Annotated in this window: 21 protein-coding genes; 14 read left to right on the forward strand and 7 right to left on the reverse strand. The window is 70.8% G+C overall.

Annotated features, from left to right (window positions below; all coding sequences use genetic code 11):
* The 3 genes from JMJ55_RS15360 to JMJ55_RS15370 all read right to left on the reverse strand — a co-directional run.
* Window positions 1-6,674 (reverse strand): hypothetical protein (locus JMJ55_RS15360; RefSeq protein ID WP_456237077.1); only part of this gene is annotated, 6,674 nt, incomplete at its 3' end.
* Between the two features lie 51 nt (window positions 6,675-6,725).
* Window positions 6,726-7,625 carry a hypothetical protein gene (locus tag JMJ55_RS15365; protein ID WP_202826461.1) on the reverse strand — a complete coding sequence of 300 codons (900 nt, stop codon included), beginning with the start codon at window positions 7,623-7,625 and terminating at the stop codon, window positions 6,726-6,728.
* Complete coding sequence (locus JMJ55_RS15370; protein WP_202826462.1) at window positions 7,618-8,619, reverse strand: NADP-dependent oxidoreductase; 1,002 nt, start codon at window positions 8,617-8,619, stop codon at window positions 7,618-7,620. Before JMJ55_RS15370 ends, JMJ55_RS15365 begins: the two co-directional genes overlap by 8 nt.
* A gap of 64 nt (window positions 8,620-8,683) precedes the next feature.
* On the opposite strand from JMJ55_RS15370, the gene JMJ55_RS15375 reads away from it, so the two are divergent.
* Window positions 8,684-9,157, forward strand: a complete 474-nt coding sequence (locus JMJ55_RS15375; protein ID WP_236033757.1) for a DUF427 domain-containing protein — start codon at window positions 8,684-8,686, stop codon at window positions 9,155-9,157.
* A 1-nt stretch (window position 9,158) separates the two neighbouring features.
* Here JMJ55_RS15375 and JMJ55_RS15380 read toward each other — a convergent pair whose 3' ends face one another.
* Window positions 9,159-11,162 (reverse strand): 4Fe-4S binding protein, encoded by a 2,004-nt coding sequence (locus JMJ55_RS15380; RefSeq protein WP_202826463.1) that lies wholly within the window; start codon window positions 11,160-11,162, stop codon window positions 9,159-9,161.
* Between the two features lie 78 nt (window positions 11,163-11,240).
* Here JMJ55_RS15380 and JMJ55_RS15385 point away from each other — a divergent pair, with 78 nt between their 5' ends.
* The 12 genes from JMJ55_RS15385 (at window position 11,241) to JMJ55_RS15440 (ending at window position 21,852) form a co-directional block, all read left to right on the forward strand.
* Window positions 11,241-11,906, forward strand: coding sequence for a biotin/lipoate--protein ligase family protein (locus JMJ55_RS15385; protein WP_202826464.1), 666 nt, complete (start codon window positions 11,241-11,243; stop codon window positions 11,904-11,906).
* Window positions 11,903-12,418 carry a DUF6505 family protein gene (locus JMJ55_RS15390; protein ID WP_202826465.1) on the forward strand — a complete coding sequence of 172 codons (516 nt, stop codon included), beginning with the start codon at window positions 11,903-11,905 and terminating at the stop codon, window positions 12,416-12,418. Before JMJ55_RS15385 ends, JMJ55_RS15390 begins: the two co-directional genes overlap by 4 nt.
* Entirely contained in the window at window positions 12,415-13,446 is a 1,032-nt protein-coding gene (locus JMJ55_RS15395) for a DUF6352 family protein (RefSeq protein ID WP_202826466.1), read from the forward strand. Before JMJ55_RS15390 ends, JMJ55_RS15395 begins: the two co-directional genes overlap by 4 nt.
* The gene (locus JMJ55_RS15400; RefSeq protein ID WP_202826729.1) at window positions 13,446-13,910 is read left to right on the forward strand and encodes a DUF3305 domain-containing protein; all 465 of its coding nucleotides are present in this window, start codon (window positions 13,446-13,448) and stop codon (window positions 13,908-13,910) included. The genes JMJ55_RS15395 and JMJ55_RS15400 overlap by 1 nt, the downstream gene beginning before the upstream one ends.
* A complete protein-coding gene (locus tag JMJ55_RS15405) occupies window positions 13,907-14,458 on the forward strand; it encodes a DUF3306 domain-containing protein (protein WP_202826467.1) in 552 nt (183 codons plus the stop codon). The genes JMJ55_RS15400 and JMJ55_RS15405 overlap by 4 nt, the downstream gene beginning before the upstream one ends.
* A 106-nt stretch (window positions 14,459-14,564) precedes the next feature.
* Window positions 14,565-15,161, forward strand: a complete 597-nt coding sequence (locus tag JMJ55_RS15410; protein ID WP_236033758.1) for a TorD/DmsD family molecular chaperone — start codon at window positions 14,565-14,567, stop codon at window positions 15,159-15,161.
* Between the two features lie 13 nt (window positions 15,162-15,174).
* Window positions 15,175-15,393 carry a twin-arginine translocation signal domain-containing protein gene (locus tag JMJ55_RS15415; protein ID WP_202826468.1) on the forward strand — a complete coding sequence of 73 codons (219 nt, stop codon included), beginning with the start codon at window positions 15,175-15,177 and terminating at the stop codon, window positions 15,391-15,393.
* Between the two features lie 8 nt (window positions 15,394-15,401).
* Window positions 15,402-18,332: a formate dehydrogenase subunit alpha gene (locus tag JMJ55_RS15420; RefSeq protein WP_202826469.1), complete on the forward strand. Its 2,931-nt coding sequence runs from the start codon at window positions 15,402-15,404 to the stop codon at window positions 18,330-18,332.
* A gap of 1 nt (window position 18,333) precedes the next feature.
* Window positions 18,334-18,930, forward strand: coding sequence for a formate dehydrogenase FDH3 subunit beta (fdh3B, locus tag JMJ55_RS15425; RefSeq protein WP_202826470.1), 597 nt, complete (start codon window positions 18,334-18,336; stop codon window positions 18,928-18,930).
* Window positions 18,927-20,093, forward strand: a complete 1,167-nt coding sequence (locus JMJ55_RS15430) for a formate dehydrogenase subunit gamma (RefSeq protein WP_202826471.1) — start codon at window positions 18,927-18,929, stop codon at window positions 20,091-20,093. Before fdh3B ends, JMJ55_RS15430 begins: the two co-directional genes overlap by 4 nt.
* 10 nt (window positions 20,094-20,103) lie before the next feature.
* A complete protein-coding gene (gene mobB, locus JMJ55_RS15435; RefSeq protein WP_202826472.1) occupies window positions 20,104-20,607 on the forward strand; it encodes a molybdopterin-guanine dinucleotide biosynthesis protein B in 504 nt (167 codons plus the stop codon).
* A 9-nt stretch (window positions 20,608-20,616) separates the two neighbouring features.
* Window positions 20,617-21,852, forward strand: coding sequence for a molybdopterin molybdotransferase MoeA (locus JMJ55_RS15440; protein ID WP_202826473.1), 1,236 nt, complete (start codon window positions 20,617-20,619; stop codon window positions 21,850-21,852).
* A 3-nt stretch (window positions 21,853-21,855) separates the two neighbouring features.
* Here the strand turns inward: JMJ55_RS15440 and JMJ55_RS15445 are convergent, their stop codons facing one another.
* The 3 genes from JMJ55_RS15445 to JMJ55_RS15455 form a co-directional block, all read right to left on the reverse strand.
* Window positions 21,856-23,217: an ATP-binding protein gene (locus tag JMJ55_RS15445; RefSeq protein WP_202826474.1), complete on the reverse strand. Its 1,362-nt coding sequence runs from the start codon at window positions 23,215-23,217 to the stop codon at window positions 21,856-21,858.
* Window positions 23,218-23,278: 61 nt separating this feature from the next.
* Window positions 23,279-23,995 carry a response regulator gene (locus tag JMJ55_RS15450; protein WP_202826475.1) on the reverse strand — a complete coding sequence of 239 codons (717 nt, stop codon included), beginning with the start codon at window positions 23,993-23,995 and terminating at the stop codon, window positions 23,279-23,281.
* Window positions 23,996-24,075: 80 nt separating this feature from the next.
* Window positions 24,076-24,666 carry a MarR family winged helix-turn-helix transcriptional regulator gene (locus JMJ55_RS15455; protein WP_202826476.1) on the reverse strand — a complete coding sequence of 197 codons (591 nt, stop codon included), beginning with the start codon at window positions 24,664-24,666 and terminating at the stop codon, window positions 24,076-24,078.
* Window positions 24,667-24,852: 186 nt separating this feature from the next.
* On the opposite strand from JMJ55_RS15455, the gene JMJ55_RS15460 reads away from it, so the two are divergent.
* The gene (locus tag JMJ55_RS15460) at window positions 24,853-25,929 is read left to right on the forward strand and encodes a branched-chain amino acid aminotransferase (protein WP_202826477.1); all 1,077 of its coding nucleotides are present in this window, start codon (window positions 24,853-24,855) and stop codon (window positions 25,927-25,929) included.
* Window positions 25,930-25,932: the final 3 nt, after the last annotated feature.

The following is a 25,932-nucleotide window of genomic DNA, read 5'->3' on the forward strand; positions in this document are numbered from 1 at the left end:
ATGCTGTCGGCGCCGGTGCCGCCGTCCAGCGTATCCTTGCCGGCATTGCCAGACAGCGTGTCGTCGCCGGCGAGGCCGCTGAGCGAGTCGCTCCCGGCGGTGCCGGTGAGTGCCTCGGCCGTCGCGGTGCCCGGGACCGAATTCACGGTCGTAAAGGTGCCGGCCGAGAAATCCCCGGTTCCGATCGTCAGCGGCTCGGCAGCATTCAAGCGGACTGCCAGATCCCCGCCATCCAGCACGCCGTCCCGGTTCACATCGACGACGAGCCAGCCGCCGGCGACCGCATCCGGCACCCAGTAGGCCGAATAGGTGAGCGGCAGGGTGCCCGCGCCCGGCAGGGAGAGGCCCGCCGTCAGGCTGGTCTGCGCGGCGGTGCTGCCCTGCCAAACTAGGCCGAGGCCAATCCCATACGGGTTGAAGGTCCCGTCGCCGTCACCGAGCGTTAGCTTGTCGCCCTCGGCGCTGCTGAAATCGGCGATGGTGTCCATGCCCGAGAGCACGGACCAGTCGGGCGCGCTGGCGAGGTTCAGTGGTTGGAGGTTGAACACATCCGCGCCGGTCCCGCCGATGAGGGAATCGCCGCCGCCATCGCCTTCGAGATAGTCGTTGCCCGCGCCGCCATCCAGCGTATCCCGCCCGGCGCCGCCATAGAGCTGGTCGTTGCCGGCCCCGCCCGAAAGCAGGTCCGCATGGTCGCCGCCCTGCAGCATGTCGTTGAAGCCGGAGCCGAGCACAGCCTGGATGTTTACCAGCGTGTCGTGGCCGCCAAGCCCGTCATCAATGGCCTGGCCGCCATGGAGATCGACCATGACGCCGGCGCTGCTGTTGCTGTAGCTGGCGGTGATCAGCGTATCCACTTTGCCGGCGATGATCGTGTCGTTGCCCTTGTCGCCGCGTAGGAAAGTCTGCACGCCGGCAATGGCGACGCCGGTCATCTTGTCGGCGAGGATGGTGCCGATAACCGAATGGACATTCACCAGCGTATCGGTGCCATCCCAGGGGTTGGCAGCAATGCCGGTCACGAGGTTGATCGTCACGCCATGGGTCGGCGGGCCGCCATAAAAGCTGTTATAGGCGACGGTGTTGACCCCGCTGCGGCCGTCGAGGAAATTATCGCCGCCGACGCCGATCAGGGTATCGTTGACCGGCGTGCCATAGATGGTGTCGTTGCCGTCGCCGCCCGAAGCGCTAGAGAAGCGAAGCAGCGCGTCTACCGCGCCGCCCTGCTTGACGGCGGCGCCCTGGTAGCCGCCACCGGCGATGGTGGTCGTGCCGAGGTCGATCAGCACGTTCTCGGCGCCGCTGTAGCGGTATTGATTGGTCCCGCTCGCGCCGTCCAGCAGGTGGCTGCCGAGAACTGCGCTCTCGATCGTATCGTTGGCACTGCTGCCAGTGATGGTATCGTTGAAGTTGGAGCCACGAACCCGGATGACATTGATCAGGGTGTCGGTACCGCCGAGGCCGTCGCTCGCCGTGCCAGCGCCGAGATCGATGACGGCCGCCGCGGTCGCACCCTGGTAATCGGCGCGATTGGCGCCGAGGCCGAAGCCGTCGATCGTGTCATTGCCGCCAGCGCCGCGCAGATTGACAGTCAGGCTGTAGGTGCCGGCCGGCGCCGCGACCGGGCTGCCGCGTAACAGGTCGCCGCCGGTGGTGCCGTTAACGCCGGCGATATAGGTCAGCGTATCGGTGCCGTTGGCGCCCTTGTCGACCGTGGCATGCTGCCAGTCCGAATAGGTGACCGTCAGCGGACCGCTGTAATTGGTGTAGTCGATGGAGGTCGAAGCGAGCGGCAGCGCGCCGTTGATGATATCGGAGCCGGTGCTGCCCCAGAACTGCGTGCCGGAGCTCGGATAGCCGGGCAGGCCCGCAGCGCCGGAGAGGATATTGGTGCCGGTCAGCGTGTCGTTGCCCGGCGAGCCTTCGACGTTGCGGATGCCGCTGATGGTTTCGGTATTGCCGAAATTATCGGTCGCGGTCCCGGTCGTCAGATTGACATCGACGCCCTGCGTTCCGGCCGGCTGGCCGTAATAGGCACCATAGGACAGGCGATCGACGCCTCCCCCGCCGCTGATCGTGTCATTGCCGCCGAGCGGATAGAAGACCTCCGCCCCAGCACCGCCGGCCATGCTGTCGGCGCCGGCGGTGCCGACGATCCGGCTGATGCCGGTGAACGTGTCGGTCGCGGTGCCGCCGGCGGTCAGCGTCTTGACCACCGTGCCGCTCCCATTGCCCGTCCAGGTGACGGCGATGCTGGCGACACCGGGAGTCGCGGCATAGGTGACGACGTCGGTGCCGCCATTGCCGTCGATCTGCCAGGAGACGGCGCCGGCCCCCTGGAAAGTGTCGTTGCCGGTGCTGCCGCGGATCGCCACCACATTCACCAGCGTGTCGGTGCCATTGCCGCTCGACACCACGGAGCCGGTGGCGAGGTTGGCGTTCAGGCCCCCCTGGCCCGCATAGTCGGCGATGTTGTGGATATTGCCGGCACCGTTGATGGTGTCGTTGCCGCCCATGCCACGCAGGAAGATATCCGCCGTCGCGCCGGCGGCGCCCTTCAGGCTGTCGGCGCCGCTGCCGCCCTGGATGATTTCGATCACGCTGAAGGTATCGGTATAGGCGATGCCGCCGACGGTCTTCGCGACCACGCCGCCACTGCCGGCGAGGGTCACGGAAACCGCGGCGGACTGGGCGCTGTAGTCGAGCGTATCGGTACCGCCGCGGCCGTCAAAGATATCGTTGCCCGCGCTGGCGCTGAAGACGTCATCGGTGGCGGCGCCACGGATCGCGTCATTGCCGGAACCGCCCTGCACCCGCAGGACATTCAGCAGTGTGTCGGTACCGCCGAAGCCATCGCTCGCCGTCCCCGCCTGGAGGTCGACGGTGACCGCGGCGGAACTGCCGCTGTAGCTGACGAGGTTGCGGAGGCTGCCCTTGCCGTCGATGCTGTCATTGCCGGCATCGCCTTCCAGGGTGATCGTGGTGCCGGTCGCCAGCGTGGTACCGATGAGGGTGTCGTTGCCGCCGCTGGCGCGGATGCGCTCGATATTGGTGAACTGGTCGGTGCCGGCGGCGATGCCGTTGGACGTCTTCGCAACGGCGCCGGCGGCATTGCCGGTGAAGGTCGCGACCAGTGCGACGCCGCTGCTGAAGCGCGCATAATCCAGGCTGTCGAAACCGGCGCCGCCATCGATCGAATCGCTGCCCAGGCCGGGGCTGAAGGTCTCGGACGCCGCCGCGCCGATCAGCGTGTCGGAGTAGTCCGAGCCGAAGAGGTTGGTGACGGCGGTCAGGCTGTCGGTGCCGCCATAGCCATCGGTCGCGCTGCCGGTGGCGAGGTTGACCGAGACCCCCGTCGGATCCAGCTGGTAGCTGACGGCATTCCACCCATTGCCGTAGCCGTTGAAGCTGTCATTGCCGGCGGCGCCGATCATCTGCACCAGATTGGTGGCGGTCGCGCTGCCGCTGCCGAGGAAGCTGTCGGCGCCTGCGGTGCCGATGATGCTTTCGAGGGCCAGCAGGGTGTCGGTGCCGCCCGATTTCGTCACCGTCGCGCCATTCCCGGTGGCAAGCTGGACGCTGATCGGCTGATGGGCGGCGAGGGAGGAATAGCTGACGGTGTCGGTGCCGGCATTGCCGTCGAGGCTGTAGAAGCCGGTTGCGTTGCCGAGAAAGGTGTCGCCGGTCGCGCTGCCGCGGATGGCCAGCACGTCCAGCAGCATATCGGTGCCATAGCCGGTGGAGATGGCGCTGCCGGTGACGAGGTTGACGGTCAGGCTGCCTTGCCCGGTGTAGTCGGCGATGTTGTGGCTGTTGCCGGCGCCGTTGATGGTGTCGTTGCCGCCCATGCCGCGGAGGAAGATATCCGTCGTGGCGCCGGAGAAACCCTGCAGAGTGTCGGCGTTGATGCTCGCCGTGACGATGCCGATGCCCGAGAAGCTGTCGGTCCCCCCGGCCGATTTGAGCACCGTGCCGCCCTGGGCGGAGGTCAGGGTGACCATGACCGTGCCGACGCTGGTCTGGCTGGCATAATCGAGCCGGTCGATGCCGCCGCCGCCGGCATAGCTGTCATTGCCGGTGGTGCCGAAGAAGACCTCGTTGCCGGTGCCGCCGGTGACGGTATCGTTCCGGCCGTTGACGCCGACCACGCCCTCGATCGAGGTCAGCCGGTCGGTGAAGCCCCAGGAATCGATGGCGATGCCGGTCGCCAGGTTGACGTTGAAGCCGCCCTGGTTGCTGCCGGTATAGCCTGAGGCGACGACCGAGGTCGCGGTGTAGCGGACCGTGTCGAAGCCGCCGCGGCCATCGATCGAGTCATTGCCGGCGACCGGCCGGATGACATTGTCGCCGTCATCACCGAGCAGCGTATCGTCATAGTCGCTGCCGCCGATGTCCTCGAAGCCCGCGAGGCTCTGCACGGCGCCGGCGACGGTGGCCTTGCCGGCCAGGAGGTCGACCGTGACGCCCGTGGTGCCCGAGGCCGGGCTGAAATCGTAGTATTCAAGGCGGTCAGTGCCGCCGCCACCATTCAGCGAATCCGCCCCGCCGGCGCCGGCCATGACATATTCATTGGCGAGGCTGCCGATGATGGTATCCGCCCCGGTGGTGCCGGCGATGTGGCGGACGAGATTGAGGCTGTCGATCTCGTTGCCCGTCAGGCTGACGGTGCCGGCATCGCCCAGCAGGACCGTGATCGGGCCGGTGCGGCCGCGATAGTCGGCGACATTCTCGAAGACGCCATAGCCGCGGATGGTGTCGTTGCCGGTGCCGCCATCGAGGAAGACGAAAAAGCCGCTCGGCGCAGCGGTCGCATGGCCCTGCAGCTCGTCATGGCCGGCATCGCCATAGGCGTAGTCGTTCTCGTCGGTGACGGTGCCGACCACGATCAGGTCGTTGCCCTCGCCGCCACGGAGGATGTCGCGGCCAGAGCCGCCATTCAGCGTGTCGTTGCCGGGGCCGCCATCGATGCTGTCATGGCCGGCGCTGCCGCTGAGCGAATCGGCGCCTTCGAGGCCGGTGATGCTGTCATTCCCGGCGAGGCCGTCGATCGTATCGGGCCCCGTGGTCCCTTCCAGCGTGTCGTCGCCCGCGCTCGGCACGGCGGAGGTGGCGAGGGCCAGGAGGCCGGTGGTGGCGGGGCTGCCGGCATAGTCGTCGCCGGTGACGAGGCTGACGCCGACGGTATAGGCGCCGACCGCCGAGGGCTGGACGTAATAGGTGCCGGAGGTCAGCGGGGTGAAGGCACCGTAATGGGGATTGCCCGCCGCGTCGTAGAAGGTGCCACCGGACGTGCCGCCGCCGGCGGTGTTGGTCGTGGTCACGACATAGGTCTGGCCCGCCGTCAGAGTGACCGAGAACCAGTCATAGTCGCCGGTGAAGCTATACTGCCCGGTGGCGGTGCCGCCGACCGTGAGATGGCCGGTGGTCGCCGGGGTCGCGGCATAATCGTCGCTGGGTGCGGTCAGGGTATAGGTGTAGCTGCCCGCCCCGATCAATGGGTTGCTGGCGATGTAGTAGGTGCCGGCGGTGCGGATGGTGAAGGTGACGACCCCGCTGCTCGAATACATGGAGCCGAAGGCGGCCGGTTGGCCGGCGGCGTCGAGGACGGGGCTCATGAAGCCGAAGCCGAAGCTGGGGCCGGTCAGCACATAGGTCCGGTCCGCCTGTAGGGACACGGCATACCAGTCGGAATCGCCCATGACCTCATGCGTGCCGGAGAAGGGCACGCCGATGGTCGCGGTGCCGGCATGGGCAGGATCCTGGCCGTGGTCATCGGCATAGCTGGCCAAGCTGAGGCTATAGGCGCCGAGGCCGGTATCGCTCTCGGCCGCGATGTAATAGGTGCCGCTGGTGAGTGGCGAGCCCGCCAGGGTGGAACTGCCAAACGCCACCTGTTCGCCGGCGGAGGAATAGATCGCGAGATGTCCGCCGCTCGCGGCCGTGCCGCTGAGACTCACCGCATAGGATTGGCCGGCGGTGAGGGTGACCGCGAACCAGTCGGAATCCCCGGATCCACCCCAGCTGCCGCTGGCCGTGCCGCCGACCGCGAGGGTGCCGGTCGTGGCCGGCGTCCCGACATAATCATCCGGCACGGTGCTGGCCGAGAGGGTGTAGGCCCCGGTGGTGCCGATAGCCTCGACGAAATAGGTGCCGGTGGTGGGGACGGAGACCCAGACGGTCTTCGGACCGGTCCCGCTGTAATAGCCGAGCTCACCGTCATTGGCGTCGACGATGGTGATGCTGCTGGCCGCGCCGCCGAAGCCGATGGCATAGGTCTGGTTGGCCTGGAGCGTGACCGTGAACCAGTCCACGTCGCTGGAGGTGTTCAGGGTCCCGCTGGCGCTGCCGCCGATCGGCAGGGTGCCGGTGGTGGAGGAATTGTCGGCATAGTCGTCGCTGATCGTCGTCGCCGTCAGCAGGTAGTTCCCGGTGCCGCTGAAGGACTGGGCGGACAGCCAGTAGGTGCCGGTGGCCGGCGCGGTGACGGTGAGGACCGAGTTCCCGCCCCATTCGATCAGCTCTTCCTGGCCGTCGGGGGAGTAGAGCGTCACATAGCCGAAGCTGGCGCCGCTGGTCAGGGCGATGCTGTAGGTCTGGTTGGCGATGAACTGGATGGCGAACCAGTCGTCGTCACCCGTGGAATTCCAGGTGCCGGTCGCGGAATAGGAAGGCATGCGGTAACCCCGGTCCGAAGCGTCGAATGGCGTCGTAGCCTCTCGGAAATGTTATCTCAAGGCTTCGTTTCGAAAAGCGTCTATTTCACGAGACGCCGCCGAAGGCGAGGCGTCCATGCCCGCAGCCATCGGCCCGAGCGCATCCCGCAGCACCCCAATCGGGTCCCGCCCCGGCCCCCGCGCCACCAGCGCCCGGTGCCCGCCCGGCAGCACCCGCACCGGCAATCCGGGTAATCGCACGGAAGCCAGCGGCACCAGCCCATCCCCCAATCCGGCGCCCTGGCCGCGCATCCAGCGGTCGAGCAGCCGGTAGGCCCCTTCCTCGATTCGCCAGGGCGCGCCCTCCAGGCTCGTCGCCAGCACGGCGATCGGCACGCGCCGCGCCAGCGCCGCGATCGCGCTGGACTGCTCGGCCATCCAGGCTGTCCGCACCGGCACGGTCAGGTCGCGCAGCCCCCGCCCGCTGCCGAGGCGGAGCGCCCGCAGCGCACGATGCGCCGCCCGGTGCAGCGGGCGGAGGCCGCAGAGCGCATCCGCGATGGGGGAGCCGTAGAAGGGCGATTGCAGCGCGACGAAGCCATTGCAGCGCCCGGCGGATTCGGGGCGGAGCAGCGCCGCCAGCGCCTCCACCCCGCCCTTGCTATGGCCGATCAGGATCACCGGCCGCGGATCGGCCGCGATGCGGGCGGCGATTCGCGCCGCATTGGTGCCGACCGGCGCGGCGGTCGGCAGCGCCACCACCTCGACGGCCAGGCCAAGGCCGCGCAGCCACTCCGCCTGGCTGCGCATGTAGTCGAAGCGGAGGCCGGCCATGACCTCGCCGAGGAGGCCGTAGCAGAGAAGGATCCGGTGCCCGGCCAGCGCCATGGCGAGGCGGGCATCGGCCTCCGGGCCGGCACCGCCACAAGGGAATGCGCCGCCAGGCGCATTCCCGGACCGATCCTCAGTCAATCTTCACCACGAGCTTGCCGAAATTCTCGCCCTTCAGCAGGCCGATGAAGGCGGTCGGCGCGTTGCGCAGGCCTTCCACCACATCCTCCCGCCAGGTCATGCGGCCGGCCTGCATCCAGCCCAGCATCTCCTGGCGGAATTGCGGGTAGCGCGGCCAGCCGGTGTCGCTGACGATGAAGCCCTGGATGCGCAGCCGCTTGCGGACGGCGGACATCAGGTTCGGGCCCGGCGCCGGCGTGGTGTCGTTGTATTCGGCGATCATGCCGCACATCACCATGCGGGCGAAGTCGCGCAGCCGGGGGAAGACCGCGCGCTGCACCGCGCCGCCGACATTCTCCCAATAGACATCGATCCCCTCGGGGCAGAGCCGGTCCAGCTCGGCCGCGACATCGCCGCGATGGTCGATGCAGGCGTCGAAGCCCAGCACCTCGGTGACGAAGCGGCATTTGGCCTCCCCGCCGGCGATGCCGATCACCTTGCAGCCGCGGATCCTGCCGATCTGCCCAACCACCTGGCCGACCGCGCCGGAGGCGGCGGAGACCACCATGGTCTCGCCGGATTTCGGCCGGCCGATATCCTCGAGCCCGACCCAGGCGGTGAGGCCCGGCATGCCGAGCACGCCGAGGCTGGCCGAGAGCGGCGCATCATCCGGGGCGATCTTGAACAGCGACCCCGGCTGCACGCAGGAGAAGCGCTGCCAGCCGGAGCCGCCGAGCACGGTATCGCCGGGGGCGAAGCCGGGGGCCTTGGAGGCGATGACGGTGCCGGCCGTCTGGCCCGCCATCACCGCGCCGAGGGCGACCGGGGCGGAGTAGCTTTTCGCATCCGACATGCGGCCGCGCATGTACGGGTCGAGCGAGAGGTATTGCGCCCGCACCAGCACCTCGCCCGGCTGCGGCTCCGGCACCGGCGTCTCGACGATCTCGAAATCCTCGGGCACCGGGGCGCCTTGCGGGCGGCGGCGCAGCAGGATCTGCAGGTTGGTCTCGGCCATGGGGGGTCCTCCTTGGCCCGCACCATCGCCCCGGTGCCGTTGCAGGGGAAGGGGGCGGGGCCAGATGAGCGGCATGACCGAACGCGTCGCCGATTATCCCCGTCCGCCCCGGCTGGAGCCGAGCAGCCGGCGCATCCGCATCCGGCTCGGCGGCGAGACCATCGCCGAGACCAGCGCGGCCTGGCGGGTGCTGGAGACCTTCCATCCGCCGAGCTGGTACCTGCCGCCCGCGGCCTTCCGCCCCGGCGTGCTGCGCCCGGCGCCGGGCGGCAGCTTCTGCGAATGGAAAGGCGCGGCGCGCTACTGGACGCTGGCGGCCGGCGGCGTGGTGGCCGAGGCGGCGGGCTGGAGCTACCCGTCCCCGACCCCGGGCTTCGCGCCGATCCGCGACCACATTGCCGTCTATGCCGGGCGGATGGAGGCCTGCTTCGTCGATGACGAGCAGGTGGTGCCGCAGCCCGGCGGCTTCTATGGCGGCTGGATCACAGGCGAGCTGGAAGGGCCCTTCAAGGGCGGGCCCGGGACGCTCGGCTGGTAGCTCAGGCCTCCCCGCCCTCGCGCAGCCAGTCCTCGGTGGTGCGGACCACGGGCCGGGACGGGCCGGCATAGGGGTCGATCCCGCCCGTCGTCGCTTCGGCCGCCCGGCAATCCTCGCAGAGTTCGAGCAGCGCCAGCCGGGTGGGGTCGCGGAACATCCAATGGCCACTGGCCTGGAGGCGGGACTTCACGCGGGCGATGCTGCTCGCCGTGCCGAAGGGCTTGGCGCAGCGGGTGCAGAGCGCCGGCGCCTCCTCCTTCACCACCTGCGGCTGGGCGGCTTCCGGCGCCAGGTTCAGCCGCGGGGCCAGCGTGATGACACGCTCCGGGCAGGTGGCGGCGCAGAGGCCGCATTGCACGCAGGCCTCCTCCAGGAAGCGGAGCTGCGGCCGGTCGGGATTGGCCGAGAGCGCGCCGGTCGGGCAGACCATTGTGCAGGCGAGGCAGAGGGTGCAGCCCTCGGCGGCCACGACTGCGGCGCCGAAGGGCGCGCCTGGCGGCATCGGCAGCAGGCTCGGCGCCCCGGGCTCCGCCGCCGCATGCAGGGCGCGCAGGGCTTGGCCACGGACCTCGCGCGGCGTGCCGAGGGGCAGGAAGGCCGCCGCCTGCCAGCCGGTGCGGAGCGCCAGCGCCGGGGCCAGGGCCTCGCCCAAGGTGAAGGGGTCGTCCGTCTCGACCGCCGCGGCGCGGCCGGTGCCGAGGCCGAGCCCCTCCAGCACCGTCCCGATCAGGCCGAGATTGGCGAAGGCGGCCTCCGCCCCATGCGGGCGCCGGGCGGGCAGCAGCAGGCGGACCCCGGCAGCGCCCCAGGCGAAGGCGGCGGCGAGGGTGGCGAGGTCGATCGCCGTCGCCTCATTCACCAGCAGCGGCAGGACGCGGGCGGGCAAGCCATCGCCATGCCGGGCCAGGGCCTCGATCAACGGCTCGCCATGCTGGCCGTCATGCAGCAGCAGGATCGGGTCGCGGCCGCCGGCCTCGCGGAAGGCCAGCAGCAGGGCGCGCAGCCGGGCGAGGGTGGTGGCGGGCGGCGGCAGCGCAGTGGTCACGGCGCCGGTCGGGCAGGCGGCGGCGCAGGCGCCGCAGCCGGCGCAGATCTCGGCGCTGATCGCCACGCTCTCCTTTCCCGGCGTGATCGCGCCGGTCGGGCAGAGATCGAGGCAGCGGGTGCAGCCGGTGCGGCGGTTGCGCGCATGGGCGCAGAGCCCGGCATCGAAGGCGACGAAGCGCGGCTTGTCGAATTCGCCGACCAGCCCGCCCGCCTCGGCGACCAGCCGCTCGATCGCGGCGCCATCGCCCGGCGCGGCGCGGAGATAGCCGCTGCGGGTTTCGTGGAAGAGCGGCGGACCGCCGGTGAGGTCGAGGATGAGGTCGCAGCGGCTGGTCGCGCCGTCGCGCCCCGGACCCCAGGCATAGGCAGCGCGGGAGGCAGGCGAGGGTGCGGCATGCCCGTCCACCACCACCTCGAACTGCCCGAGCCAGCCGGTCGCGCTGCGGGCGCGGCCACGCAGCACCGGGAATTCCGCGCGGCGCAGCGGCGCGACTGGCTCTTCCCCGGTCAGCAGCACCGTCAGGTCGAGCCGGTCGGCCAGCCGCTCCGCGACCGCGAGCGCGGCGGCGTCGCGGCCGAGCACCAGCGTCACCCCCTCCGACCGCAGCGGGACGAGTGGCGTCGGCGGCGGGGCGATGGCGGCGGCGGCCAGCAGCGCCGCCATCTTCGGCCCGGCCGCCTCGCCCTCGCGCGACCAGCCGGCGGCCTCGCGCAGATTGACGAAGGCGGGGGCGGCGGCGCCGGCCTCGGCGGCTTCCTCGGCGAAGAGCGGCGCTTCCTGGGTGCAGCCCACGGTCAGTGGCCGGCCGGTGCCGAGCGCCGCCAGGAAGCGGTCGAGCTGACTGCGGCAGAGCTGCTCGGCGGTGCGGAGCTCGGCGCCGCAGCTGCGGGCGATCGCGCGCCCGTCCAATGCCATGCTGTCCTCGCAACTGCAGACGAGGGCGATCCTCTCGACCATTGAATCCCGTGCTTCCCGCTGGCGATCCTCGATGCGGCCACCTATAGGGCTGGGCTCGCGGAGTTGCGAGCGGGAAGGATGGAACTGCCGACGGTCTTCGAACCGGTGATGCTGCGTGAGGGCGCCGATGCCCTGGCGCGCGCTGTGGCCCTCGCCCCGCAGCGAGGCGCGGGGCTGCTGGCCTGGGTCGGCTCCGCTGCGCGGGCCGAGGCGGCGCTGGTGCTGGAGCCGGAGCTGCCGCTGGTCGAGGCGCGGCTGGCCCTGCTGGCGGCAGCCAATGCGCTGGCGGATGCGCTGGGCGCTCTAGGTCCGCCCGAGGCGGCGGTGACCTTGCGCTGGCCGGCGCGGCTGCTGGTGAATGGCGGGGATTGCGGCGGGCTGCGCTTGGCCGCGCCGCCCGATGCTGCCGAGGACGCGGTGCCGGATTGGCTGGCGGTGGGGTTCGAGCTGGCGCTCAGCTTCCCGCCCGGCACCGAGCCGGGGCATGATCCGGGCCGCACCTGCCTGGAGGAGGAAGGGTTCGCCGATGTCACCGCCGAAGCGCTCACCGAAGCCTGGGCGCGCCATCTGATGGCGGGGCTCGATCTCTGGGGCGCCGAGGGGCCGCGGCGGCTGCTGGCGGATGCGCTGGCGCGGCTTGAGGATCATCGCGGCATCCCCGGCCTCCGGCGCGGCATCGACCCGGCGACGGGCGCGCTGGTGCTGGAGCGCGAGGGCCGGCGCGAGACGGTGCCGCTGGCATGATCCTGTTGCCGCGCACCATCCGGCTCGACCCCTCGGATGCCGTCGTCTTCAGCCGCGCCGCGGCGCCCGGGGAATGGGCGGTGCCGGGCGGCTTCGCCTTCTGGGAGGAGGACCCGGCCATGATGGCGGGCAAGCGCCGGCAGGAATTCCGCGCCGGCTTCCTCGGCCTCGGCAGCTTCGGCTGGTCGACGCTGGTGGAGGTGGCGGAGGTGGATGTGGCGGGGCGGGAGACTGCTGTCGGCGCGCTCGCCGCCCATATCCTGGCGGAATACGGCGCGCCGAATGCCGATGCGGCCCGGGCGGCGGCGGAGGAGGAGATCGGCTTCGCCGCCTCGCTCTGCGACGGCCATCCGCCTGGCACGGTGCTGGCGCTCAGCCGCAGCCTGGAGGATGGCGCGGTGCGGGAGCGTTTCCGCACCCTCCACTGGCGCCCGCCGGCGCCGGTCTTCGCCATCGCCGAAGCCGAGGAGGAGGCGCCGGTGCTTCCCGACCTGACGCGGCCGCTGCCATGATCCCGCCCAGCGAATTCTGGCTCTCCTCCGGCCATCTGCTCTGCGACCGTGATGCGGCGGGGCGGCTGGTGGCGACGCCCGATCTCTGGCGCGCCTTCCTGGCGCGGCCGGAGCTGCTGCCGCCGGAAGAGGCCTGCGATGCCGAGCGCGCGCTGCATGCCGGGCTGCTGGCGGAGCCGCTGCGCGCCGTGGCGCCGGCCGAGATCGCGGCGCTGGAAGACCCCGATGCGCGGGAGAATTGGGGGGTCTTCCTCGGCTTCCGCGACCGGGTGGCGGCGGCCCCGACGCTGGAGGCGGCCTGGCTGGCGCTCTATCGCGGCGATGTCGCCGGCATCCCGCCGCTGTTTCTCCAGATGCTGACGCATCTGGTGGCGCGTGCGGCTTTGGAGGGGGAGGGCGATCCCTTCGTGCTGCGCGCCGCCGAATGCCTGTTTCGCCCGCAGCGCGCCGCGATCCACCAGGGCGCGACCCTGCTGGCGGATGAGGAGGTGCTGCAGGCCCGCGCCGCGGATGGCGGCTTCGGCCCGCTCGGGCGGCTGCTGGAGGAAGCCGGCGCCCCGCCGCGCGAGGTGGAGCTGGAGGTGCTGTCGGAGGCGAACGGCCCGGGCTATGCGGCGCGGTCGGATGCGCATGACCTCGCCCTCGACATCGCCGAGGGGCGGCGCGGGCAGCACGGGCTGGCGCGGGCGCTGGAGCGCTTCATCGGCCATGTCATCGGCGAGACGGTGGCGATCGCCCCGGTGCCGGTGATTGAGGATGCGGCCTGGACCTGGCATGTCGGTCTCGACGCCGAGGCGACGGCGATCGCCAATGCGCTCTGGCAGGGGGAGGCGGTCGGGCAGGCGCGGCTGGCGCGCATCCTCTGGCTCGGGCGGCTGGACTTCGCCGATACGGCACGGGTGTTGCCGCGGGCGGCGGGACGGCCGGTCTATCTGGCGCTGGCCATGGATGCGGCGCAGCGGGTGCGGCTGAAGCCGCAGAACCTGGCGGTGGGGCTGCCCTTGCTGGCGGCCGGGGAGGGGGCGTGATGCGGCTGGAAGTGCCGGGCACACTGCGCCTGCCGGTCGCCGTGCTGGCCGAGCGGCGACCGGGCGCCACGCCTTGGGCCGACTGGTCCTGGCGCGCGGTCGAGGTGCTGGCCGAAGCGCCCAACCTGCCCGACTGGACCGTGCTGCGCGAGGCGGAGGGGCGGACGCTCTTCCTCGCCGGAAGGGCAGAGGTGGTGCTGGTCCCGACCGATACGCCGAATTACCGCGACAACCTCTCGGCGCCCGAGCCGGCGATCTGGGTGGTGCTGCGGCCGGTGGAGGCGGCGCCGGGATTTGCCCTGCATGCGGTGACGGTCGATTCCGGCGAGGCGCAGCTCTATGCCGATAGCGGCGCCGACCTGCTGGAGCGGCTGCCGCTGCCCGAATGGCTGCGCCCGGCGGTCGAGGCATTCATCGCCGCCCACCATGTCGAGCGGCAGCATTTCAAGCGGCGGCGCGAATGAGCGGGGAGGGGTTCCTCAGCCGCTGGTCGCGGCGCAAGCGGGAGGCGGTGCAGCAGGCCGAGCCGGAGCTGCCGGCGCCGGTCGAGCAGGCCGCTTCCCCCGAGCCCTTCGACCCGGCCAGCCTGCCGCCGGTCGAGAGCCTGACCGAAGCCAGCGACTTCACCGCCTTCCTCCGCGCCGAGGTGCCGGCGGCGCTGCGTCAGGCGGCGCTGCGGCGGGCCTGGACGCTCGACCCTGCCATCCGCGACTTCATCGGCCCGGCCGATTATGCCTGGGACTACAACGCGCCCGATGGCGTGCCAGGCTTCGCCGCCTCGCTCGCCGGCGATGTGACGAAGCTGATCGAGCAGGCGGTGGGGGCGGTGGAGCGCATCGTCGCCGAACCCGAAGCGCCGGAGGCCGTGCCCGCAGCGGAGGAATTGGTCGTGGCGGCGCTGCCACAGCCCATGCCGGATCCGCGACCGGAACCGGCCGCCGAACCAGCGCCGGACTTGGCCCCAGAACCGCCGCCGCCGCGCCGCCGCCATGGCGGTGCCATTCCCGTTTGACTTTGCGAAAATGGCACCAGATACGGGTTGTGTCTCATCTCCGGGACGTATCCCGCCGGGCTGCGCAAGAACCTTGTCGTTACTGACATGACATCGTAATGTGCCGATGATGGAATCGGTTGGGGAAGCGCCAGGACAGGGGGATACCCTGGATGCCGAACGGGCACGGCTTTTCGCCCTGCTCGGGCGCCTGCTGCTGGCGCCGCCGGATGCGGCGCTGCTGGCCGGGCTGGCCGGGCTCCGGGGTGATTCCTCCCCGCTCGGCACCGCGCTCGGCGCGCTGGCCGAGGCGGCGGCGCGGACCGATGCGGCGGCGGTGGAACGGGAGCATTTCGCGCTTTTCATCGGCATCGGACGGGGCGAGGTGCTGCCCTATGCCTCCTACTACCTGACCGGCTTCCTGCATGAACGGCCGCTGGCCGCGCTGCGCGCGGCGCTGGCGGAATCGGGCATCGCCCGCGCCCCCGGCATGGCGGAGCCGGAAGACCATTTGGGCTTCTGCTGCGAGGTGATGGCGGGGCTGCTGGAGGGGCGCTTCAAGGGCGATGCGGACGGGTTCTTCGCCCGGCATCTCGCGCCCTGGGCGGGGCGGTGCTTCGCCGATATCGCGGGCGCGGAGGCAGCCCGCTTCTACCGCGCGGTGGGCGGCCTCGGCCGCGCCGCGATCGAGATCGAACAGGCGGCGGCGGCGCTGCCGGCATGAGGGGGACCGGGCCATGAGTGACAAGACCCTGGCCGAACGGCGCGGCTTCCTGCGCGCCCTCGGCTTCGGCGCCGCCGCGGCGGGCGCCGGGACCGCTGCAGCGCAGCGGGCCGATTCCGTGCCGCCCGCCCAGGCGAAGAAGGAGAACGAGGCCGGGCGCCTCGCCCCGCGCTACCAGGCGAATGCCCAGGATGTGCAGGCCTTCTACCGCACCAACCGCTACGAGCAGTAGGCCAGGCGATGCTGATCAAGCGCACCGACGGACGCGCGGCGCGGGGCCGGCTGGCCTCCGCCTATCAGGGACTTTCGGGCGGCGGGATGGACCGCCGCGGCTTCCTCCGCCAGGCCGGGCTCGGCAGCGCCGGGCTGGCCGCGCTCGGGACGCTCGGCGCGAGCCGGGCGCAGGCGAGCGGCGCCGCGACCGGCGTGCTGGACCACGCCAAGCCCGTGACGCGGGTGAAGAATGTCTGCACCCATTGCTCGGTCGGCTGCACCGTCACGGCCGAGGTGCAGAACGGCGTCTGGGTCGGCCAGGAGCCGAGCTGGGACAGCCCGATCAACCGCGGCACGCATTGCGCCAAGGGTGCCTCCGTGCGGGAGCTGGTGCATGGCGACCGGCGGCTGAAATACCCGCTGAAGCTGGTCGGCGGCGAATGGCGCCGGATCGGCTGGGACCAGGCGCTGGACGAGATTTCCGCCAAGCTGCTCGAGGTGCGGGAGAAGGCAGGGCCGGACAGCGTCTTCTGGCTCGGCTCGGCCAAGTTCACCAACGAGGCCGCCTACCTGTATCGGAAGTTCGCGGCCTTCTGGGGCACCAACAGCGTCGACCACCAGGCGCGCATCTGCCACAGCACCACGGTCGCCGGCGTCGCCAATACCTGGGGCTATGGCGCGCAGACCAACAGCTACAACGACATCCGCAATGCCCGCACCATGATCGTCATGGGCGGCAACCCGGCGGAGGCGCATCCGGTCTCGCTCCAGCACGTCCTTTCGGGCAAGGAGATCAACCGGGCCAACCTGATCGTCATCGATCCGCGCTTCACCCGCACCGCCGCGCATGCGACCGAATATGTGCGGCTGCGGCCGGGCACCGACATCCCGCTGATCTGGGGCATGCTCTGGCACATCTTCCAGAATGGCTGGGAGGACAAGGAGTTCATCCGCCAGCGCGTCTACGGCATGGAGGAGATCCGGAAGGAGGTGGCGAAGTGGACCCCGGATGAGGTCCAGCGCGTCACCGGCGTCCCGGGCGAGCAGCTCAAGCGCGTGGCGCAGATGTTCGCCACGCAGAAGCCCTCGACCCTGATCTGGTGCATGGGCGCGACGCAGAAGACCGTCGGCACCGCCAATGTCCGCGCCTATTCGGTGCTGCTGCTGGCCACCGGCAATGTCGGCGCGACCGGCACGGGCGCCAATATCTTCCGCGGCCATACCAACGTGCAGGGCGCGACCGATCTCGGCCTCGATGTGACGACGCTGCCGGGCTATTACGGCCTCGACGAGAATGCCTGGCGGCATTGGGCCCGCGTCTGGGGCGTCGAATACGAGTATCTCCTCGGCCGCTTCGGCAGCAAGGCGCTGATGGAGATGCCGGGCATCCCCACCACGCGCTGGTTCGACGCGACGCTGATGCCGGGCGAGCGGGAGAAGACCGCCGCCGATGGCGAGGCCTATGTGGCCCAGCCGCACAGCCTGAAGGCCATGATGGTCTTCGGCCATGGCGGCAACACCGTCACGCGCATCCCGGAATCCATCAAGGGGCTGGAGAAGCTGGAACTGCTGGTCGTCGCCGACCCGCATCCGACCACCTTCAGCCAGATCTCGGGCCGGAAGGAGGGCACCTACCTCCTGCCGATCTGCACCAGCTTCGAAATGGATGGCAGCCGCACCGCCTCCAACCGGTCCCTGCAATGGGGCGCGAAGGTGGTGGAGCCGATCTTCGAGAGCCGCAACGACTACGACGTCCTGTATGCGCTGGCCCGGCGGCTCGGCCTCGCGGACCGGCTGTTCAGGGATATCGAGGTCCGCGACGGGAAAGTCTCGGCCGAGAGCATCCTGCGCGAGATGAACAGGGGCCTCTGGAGCATCGGCTATACCGGCCAGTCGCCGGAACGCCTCAAGCTGCATATGGAACACCAGGACAAGTTCGACCTCGTGACGCTGCGTGGGCGCGAGGGCACGCCGGTCGCGCATGACACCTACGGCCTGCCCTGGCCCTGCTGGGGCACGCCGGAGATCAAGCATCCCGGCAGCCACATCCTCTACAACACCAACCTGCATGTGAAGGATGGTGGCGGCACCTTCCGCGCCCGCTTCGGCGTGGAGCGCAATGGCGAGACGCTGCTGGCCGAGGGAAGCTGGTCCAAGGGATCGGAGATCCAGGACGGCTATCCGGAATTCACCGTCGCCGTGCTCAAGCGGCTCGGCTGGTTCGATGAGCTGACGGGCGAGGAGAAGGCGAGCCTCGAGCGGCATTTCGGCGCCAATATCGACCGCGCTGCCTGGTCCACCGACCTCTCGGGCGGCATCATCCGCGTGGCGCTGGAACATGGCTGCTCGCCCTTCGGCAATGCCAAGGCCCGGGCCGTGGCCTGGAACCTGCCCGACCCGGTGCCGGTCCATCGCGAACCGATCTACACCGTGCGGCCGGACCTGATCGCCAAGTATCCGACCCTGCCGGACCGCCGCGGCTTCCGCATGCCGCATCTCGGCCAGAGCGTGCAGGCGCGCAGCACCACGGTGGTGAAGGACTTCCCGATCGTGCTGACCTCGGGGCGCCTCGTGGAATATGAGGGCGGCGGCGAGGAGACACGGTCGAACAAATGGCTCGCCGAGCTGCAGCAGGAGATGTTCGTCGAGGTGAACCCGGCCGATGCGCAGGAGCGCGGGGTGCGCGACGGCGCCTGGGTCTGGGTCAGCGGGCCGGAGAACAATGCGCGGGTGAAGGTGAAGGCGCTGGTGACGGAACGCGTCGCCAAGGGCGTCGCCTTCATGCCCTTCCATTTCGGCGGCTTCTACCAGGGCGAGGACCGGCGGCGCTTCTACCCCGCCGGCACCGACCCGATCGTCCTCGGCGAGAGCGTCAATACCGTGACCACCTATGGCTATGACCCGGTGACCTTCATGCAGGAAACCAAGGTCACCCTCTGCCAGATCCGGAGCGCATAAGATGGCGCGGATGAAGTTTCTCTGCGACAGCGACCGTTGCATCGAATGCAACGCCTGCGTCACCGCCTGCAAGAACGAGCATGAGGTGCCCTGGGGCATCAACCGGCGCCGCGTCGTCACCATCAATGACGGCAAGCCGGGCGAGCGCAGCATCTCCATGGCCTGCATGCACTGCACCGATGCGCCCTGCGCCGCGGTCTGCCCGGTGAGCTGCTTCTACACCACCGCCGACGCCATCGTGCTGCACGACAAGGATCTGTGCATCGGCTGCGGCTACTGCTTCTACGCCTGCCCCTTCGGCGCGCCGCAATATCCGCGCGTCGGCAATTTCGGCGGGCGCGGCAAGATGGACAAATGCACCTATTGCGCCGGCGGGCCGCAGCAGGACAACAGCCCGGCGGAATACATCCAGTACGGCGCCAACCGAATCGCCGAGGGCAAGCTGCCGCTCTGCGCCGAGATGTGCTCGACCAAGGCGCTGCTCGCCGGCGATGGCGAGATGATCGCGGCGATCTACAAGGAACGGGTGCAGCGGCGCGGCTACGGCTCCGGCGCCTGGGGCTGGCGAACCGCCTATCGGGAGACGGTGCCGGCATGAAGCCCGTGATCCTCGGGGCGGCCCTCGCCCTCGCCCTTCTCGCCGGGCCGGTCGCGGCCCAGCAGGCCGGCGGCGCGCCGGAGGTCCAGGCGCCGGTGCCGGAAGTCGGCGCCGGCCGTGGCGGCGTGGGCGCCGGCCAAGTCCCGGCGACGACCGAGCCGCAGCGGCCGACCGGCCAGCCCGCGGCCCCGCAGCCCGCGGTCGCGCCGCGGCCCGCAGCACCCATCATCGCCCCGGCGCCGCTCGGCGATCGCGGCCAGCCCGATGCGGCGGAGCTGGAATTGCAGGCGGCGCTGCGCGGGGAGCGCATCGCCGGCCGCATCTCCATCCCCGATCCCAAGGCGGCCAATCTGATCCAACCCGAGGGCCGGGACTGGCGCGCCTTCCACAACCGCACGCTCGCCTGGATCGGCGGCATCGCCGTGCTCGGCATGCTCGGCATCCTGGCGCTGTTCTACCTCATCCGCGGCCGCATCCGGCCGGAGGAGGGGATGTCCGGCGTGACCATCCCGCGCTTCACCCTGCTGGAGCGGGCCAATCATTGGATGGTGGCGAGCTGCTTCATCATCCTCGGCCTCTCGGGCCTGAACCTGACCTTCGGCCGCCACCTGCTGCTGCCGCTGATCGGGCCGGAAGGCTTCACTGCCGTCAGCATGGCGGGGAAGATCGCGCATAACTACCTGGCCTTCCCCTTCACCCTCGGCCTCGTCGTGATGCTGCTGCTCTGGGTGCGGGACAATATCCCGAACCGGCTCGACCTCGACTGGCTCCGCGCCGGCGGCGGCTTCATCGGCCGTGGCCATCCGAAATCCGGCCGCTTCAATGCCGGGCAGAAGCTGGTCTTCTGGATCACCGTGCTCGGGGGCGCGCTGGTTGCCGCCTCGGGCTATGTGCTGATATTCCCCTTCACCGTGGTCGATATCGCCGGGCAGCAATCCGCGCATATGATCCATGGCGTGCTGGCGGTGCTGATGGTCGCGGCCATGCTGGCGCATATCTATATCGGCAGCCTCGGCATGGTCGGCGCCTTCGATGCCATGGGCAGCGGCCAGGTGGATGTGAATTGGGCCAGGGAGCATCACGCGCTGTGGGTGGAGCAGGAACTGGCCAGGACAAGGCAGGCCGCGGCGCCCGGGGGCGCCAGGGCCGCCGGCGCGGACTGAACCTGCCCCCATGCGGGTAATCGGCCTCGCCGGCTGGAGCGGGGCCGGGAAGACGACCCTGATGGCCCGGCTCATCCCCGAGCTGGGCCGGCGGGGCGTCGCCGTCTCCACCATCAAGCACGCGCATCACCGCTTCGATGTCGATACGCCGGGCAAGGATTCCTGGGTGCATCGGGAAGCGGGGGCGCGGCAGGTCCTGGTCGCCTCCGAACTGCGCTGGGCCCTCATGACCGAGTTGCGGGGCGCGCCGGAGCCGGGGCTGCGGGAGTTGCTCGGGCAGCTCTCCCCGGTCGATCTCGTCGTGGTCGAAGGGTTCAAGCGCGACCGGCATCCGAAGATCGAGATTCACCGCGCCGCCAATGGCAAGCCCTGGCTGCACCCGGAGGACCCGGCGATCCGCGCCATCGCCAGCGACGTATCGCCGCCCTCGGCGCTACCCTGGGCCCCCCTGGACGAAATCGCCACGATCGCCGATCTGGTGTTGCGGCATGCGGCCGGGCTCGAGGACTGGTGAGGGGCAGGGGTGGCGCAGCTTTCGGATGACTGCTTCGCCTTCGGCGGACCGCTGCTCTCGGTGGAGGCCGCGGAAGCGCTGATCGCCGAGCGGGTTCCGCCGCTGCCAGGGCAGGACGAGGTGGCGCTGGCCGAGGCCGCGGGCCGGGTGCTGGCCGCGCCGCTGACGGCCCGGCTGCCGCTGCCGCCCTTCTTCAATGCCGCCGTCGATGGCTATGCCTTCCGCCATGCCGACCTGCCGCCGGGCGCGCGGGCGCTGCTGCCGATCGCGGCACGGATCGCGGCCGGGGAGGCGGCGGATACCCTGCCGCCCGGCCAGGCGGCCCGCATCTTCACCGGCGCGCCCATGCCGGCCGGCGCCGATACGGTGGTGATGCAGGAGGATGCGGCGGAGGAAGCGGGTGGGGTCTGGGTGCCGCCCGGCCTCAAGCCCGGCGCCAATGCCCGCCCAGCCGGCGAGGACGTGCCGGCCGGCGCCGAGGCGCTGCCCGCCGGGCGGCGGCTGCGGGCGCCGGAGATCGGCCTCGCCGCGGCGCTCGGCCATGCCCGGCTGGCGGTGGCGCCGCGGGTCCGGGTCGGGGTTTTCTCCACCGGCGATGAGCTGGCGCCGCCGGGCGCGCCGCTCGGCCGGGCGCAGACCTATGACAGCAACCGCTTCGCCCTGCTGGCCCTGCTCGGCCGGCTGCCGGTGGTGGCGAGCGATCTCGGCATCCTGCCCGATGATGCGACGGCGACGGCGGCGGCGCTGCGGGCGGCGGCGGAGACGCATGACCTGCTGCTGACCTCGGGCGGCGTCTCCACCGGGGAGGAGGACCATGTGCGCGCCGCCATCGAGGCGGGCGGGCGGCTGGTCTTCTGGCGGCTGGCGGTGAAGCCGGGGCGGCCGGCGGCGATGGGGGTGGTGGCCGGCCGGCCGGTGGTCGGGCTGCCGGGCAATCCGGTCGCGGCCTTCGTCACCTTCCTGCACCTCGCCCGGCCGCTGGTGCTGCGCCTGGCCGGCGCCCTGCCGGAGCCGCTGCCGCGCTTCCGGGTGGAGGCGGGGTTCCACTACCGCAAGAAGGCCGGACGGCGGGAATATGTGCGCGTGCGGCTGCAGGACGGAAGGGCGGAGAAATTCGCGCGCGAGGGGGCGGGGCTCCTGACCTCGCTGACCGGCAGCGACGCCTTCGCCGAATTGCCGGAGGAGGTGGTGGCGGTGGCGCCCGGCGATCCGGTGCAGGTGCTGCCCTTCGCGGCGGTGTTCTGAGGCCTAGACGGGGAGCAACAGCCGCGCCCTGAGCCCGCCGAGCGGGCTCTCCTCCAGCAGGATGTCGCCGCCATGCGCCCGCACGATGTCGCGGGCGATGGCGAGGCCGAGGCCGGTGCCCTCCGGCCTGCCGCTGGCGAAGGGGCGGAAGGCGCCCTCGCGCTCGGCGGCCGGGATGCCCGGCCCATCATCATCCACCGTCACCTGGGCCCAGAGCGACTGGCCCTCGCCCCCGGGCCCGCTGGTATCGGCGCGCGGCACCGTCTCCACCGCCACCGCGACGCGCCTGGCATGGCGGCGGGCATTGTCGATCAGGTTGCCGAGGCAGCGCCGCACCGCATCCGGCCGCAGGGGCAGAGGGAGGGCGCCGGGTGCCGCGACCTCCACCGCCGCCCCGCCACGGCGGGCCTTGGCGGCCACGTCCTGCACCAGCGCCACGAGGTCGGCCGGGCGGGACTGTTCCGTGCCCTCGCCGCGGGCGAAGGAGAGATAGGCGGCGATCATCCGCTCCATCTCCTCCATATCCTGGGTGAGGGCGGCGAGGTCCTCCTCGGTCTCGGCGGAGCGCGGCAGCATGGTGATGCCGAGCCGCATGCGGGTCAGCGGCGTGCGCAGGTCGTGGCTGATGCCGGCCAGCATCTCGGTCCGCTGGCCGACGAAGCGGCTGATGCGTTCCCGCATGCGGTTGAAGGCGGCGGCGGCCTGGCGGACCTCGCTCGCCCCCTCCGGCTTGATCGGGCCGAGATCGCGGCCGAGGCCGAAAGCCTCCGAGGCGATGGCGAGGCGGCGGATCGCCCGCACCTGGTTCTTCATGAACAGGATGGCGACGCCCGAGAGCAGCAGCGCCGAGCCGACCAGCCAGATGACAAACAGGTAGAGCGTCGTGGTGAAGAGGCGCTTCCGCGGCGCCTCGACATGCAGCACGCCCTCCGGCAGCTGGACGCGGATGATGACGCTGCGCGGGTCGCTCTGCCAGTCGGTGTCGAAGCGGGCGCGGACGCGCTCGCCGAGGGCGTTGTTCAGATCCTCCTCGAGCGGCAGGATCGACATGCTCGGCCGGCGCTCGCCCTGGATGATGGCATCCCGCTCGAAGGCGAGGCCGAGATCGAGCCGCCAGGCGGCCTCGCGGAAGATCCAGGGATGGTCCTCCACCGGCTCCCGCCGGATCAACTCGGCGACGAAGGCGACATCGCCGGCGACGCCGCCGGCCAGCCGGCGCGAGATCACGTCGAGATGCCCGCCATAGAAAAGCTGCAGCGCGACGGCCTGGAGCACCAGCATGGGGACCAGGATGATCAGCACCGAGCGCGCCATCAGCGAGCGCGGCAGCAGCCGGCGCAGGCCGCCCATGACGAGACCTGGCATCAGAGCAAACCCCGGACGGGCGGAATCGCCCGGGAGGGGTAATGTGCTCGCCTTTGCATGATCAAGGCCCCGGCCGCAGCACGTAGCCGCGGTGGCGGACGGTGTGGAGGAAGCGCGGCTCGCGCGGATCGGGCTCGATCTTGCGGCGCAGGCGGGTGACCTGCACGTCGATCGCGCGCTCCCCGGCCTCCGGCGTGCCGAGGGCGGTGGCGATCTCCTCGCGGCTCAGCACCTCCCCGGCGCGGCGGGCGAGGGCGTCGAGCAGCGCCGCCTCGCCACCGGTCAGGCGCACCGTGCCATCGGGACCGCGCAGCTCGGAGCGTTCGGCATCGAACCAGCGCATGCCGAGCTGGACCGGGGCGGCGGTCAGCGGCTGGGGCGCCGGCGCGACGCGGCGGAGGATGGTGCGGATGCGCAGCGCCAGCTCGCGCGGGTCGAAGGGCTTGCCGAGATAATCGTCGGCGCCCGATTCGAAGCCGGCGACGCGGTCATCCGGCCCGCCGCGCGCGGTCAGCATCAGCACCGGCACGTCCTTGCCCTCGCGCCGCAGCGTCTCGACCAGTTCGAGGCCGCTTTCGCCCGGCATCATCACATCGAGCACGAGCAGATCGAAGGCGACGGCGGCCAGCTGGGCACGGGCGGCGGCGGCATCGGCGGCGATGCTGACGCGGAAGCCCTGTTCCGAGAGGAATCGCTGCAACAGGGCGCGCAGCCGAGCATCGTCATCGACGACGAGCAGATGGGCGGTCTCCGCGGCGGGCGCGGATTCGGCAGGCATGGCTCAGGCGTTCCTTCGTGACTACGGCTGGCATGACCGGGGCCGCCGCGACACCGCAACGCGGTGTCGGGGGGGGGGTACTACCCCGTGCGCGGCCAGTCTGTGGCCTCGCCGCGCGCAAGGGAAGCGCGGGGCTGCGCGGGGCGGTCGGCGGGCTGCTCCAGCCGTTCCAGCTGGCTGCGCGCATCGGGGCCCATCAGCCCGCGCATCACCCGCCGGAAACCCTCGACCGCGACCGGCCCGGCTTCCCGATAGGCGCGCATGACCCATTCGCGCTGCCGCTCGAACAGCCGCCGCTCCAGCGCCTCGCCTTTCGGCGTCAGGGAGAGCAAGCGCTGGCGGCGGTCGTTGCGGCCGGTGGATTGCAGGACATAGCCCTGCTCGACCAGCGGGGTCAGCACGCGGCCGAGCGACTGCTTGGTGATGCCGAGGATGCCGAGCAGGTCGCCCACCGTGATGCCCGGCCTTCGGCCGACGAAATGCAGCACCCGGTGATGCGCCCGGCCGAGATCGAGCTCGGCCAGGATCTGGTCGGCGCCGGCGGTGAAGTCGCGATAGCCGAAGAAGAGCAGGTCCTGGGCGAGGCGCAGCTCCTCCTCCCGCAGGAAGAGCAGGTTGCGGCCAGCGCCGACGGGGGCGGCAGTCGGCGGGCCGTCAGTCTGTTCCGGCATAGCTGGCATGCTGCCCTTTCAGGACATATTGGGTCAGGGTCATTGACACATTTTTCCGATCCAGTCTAGCTTGCCCCTGTCGAAGCAAGGAAATTGCGGAACAGACCGCCAGACTATCGCATCCTTTCAATACTCCGCTGCGCGCCACAAGCGACGCGGCCACGAAACCCCTGAAGGACGACCAGCATGGCTGACTTCCCGATCACCCGCACAAGCACCCCGAAGCCGAAGCCGGATGAGGACAACCTCGCCTTCGGCCGCGCCCTGACGGACCATATGTTCCTGATGGACTATACCGAGGGGAAGGGCTGGCATTCGCCGCGGATCGTCCCCTATGGCCCGATCCCGATGGATCCGGCGACGACGGTGCTGCATTACGGCCAGGCGGTGTTCGACGGGCTGAAGGCCTTCCGCGGCGCCGATGGCACCATCCGCCTGTTCCGCGCCGACCGACATGCGCAGCGCCTGAACACCTCGGCGACGATCATGTGCATGCCGGAGTTGCCGGTGGACATCATCCGGCAGAGCTTCGACGCGCTGGTCTCGGTGGAGGCCGACTGGGTGCCGCGGCGCCCGGGCACCTCGCTCTATCTGCGCCCCTCGATCATCGCCACCGATGTGATGCTCGGCGTCCATCCGGCGCATAGCTACCTTTATTTCCTCATCCTCTCGCCGGTCGGCGCCTATTACAAGGAAGGCGTGAAGCCAGTGAAGATCCTCGCCTCGGACACGCATGTCCGGGCGGTGAAGGGCGGCCTCGGCGAGGCCAAGACGGCGGCCAATTACGCTGCGAGCCTGGCAGGCCAGCGCGATGCCGAGAAGGCCGGCTATACCCAGGTGCTCTATCTCGACGGCGTCCAGCGCAAATACCTCGACGAGGTGGGCACGATGAACATCATGCTCCGCATCGGCGACGAGGTGATCACCCCGCCGCTCGCCGGCACCATCCTCGATGGCGTGACGCGCAACAGCGCGCTGACGCTGCTGCGCGACTGGGGCCTCAAGGTCACCGAGCGGCCGATCTCGATCGATGAGGTGATGCAGGCCGGGCGCGACGGGACTCTGCGCGAGATGTGGGGCACGGGCACCGCCGCCGTGGTCTCGCCGGTCGGCACGCTCGGCTATCGCGGCGAGGACATCCTCATCAATGGCGGCGAGACGGGCGAGCTGACGCGCAAGCTCTATGACAGCATCACCGGCATCCAGTACGGGCGCAGCAACGATCCGCATGGCTGGACCAGCCGCGTGCCCGTGGCGGGCTAAACG

Origin of the sequence: Belnapia mucosa (assembly GCF_016775475.1) — a bacterium.
Lineage (GTDB): Bacteria > Pseudomonadota > Alphaproteobacteria > Acetobacterales > Acetobacteraceae > Belnapia > Belnapia mucosa.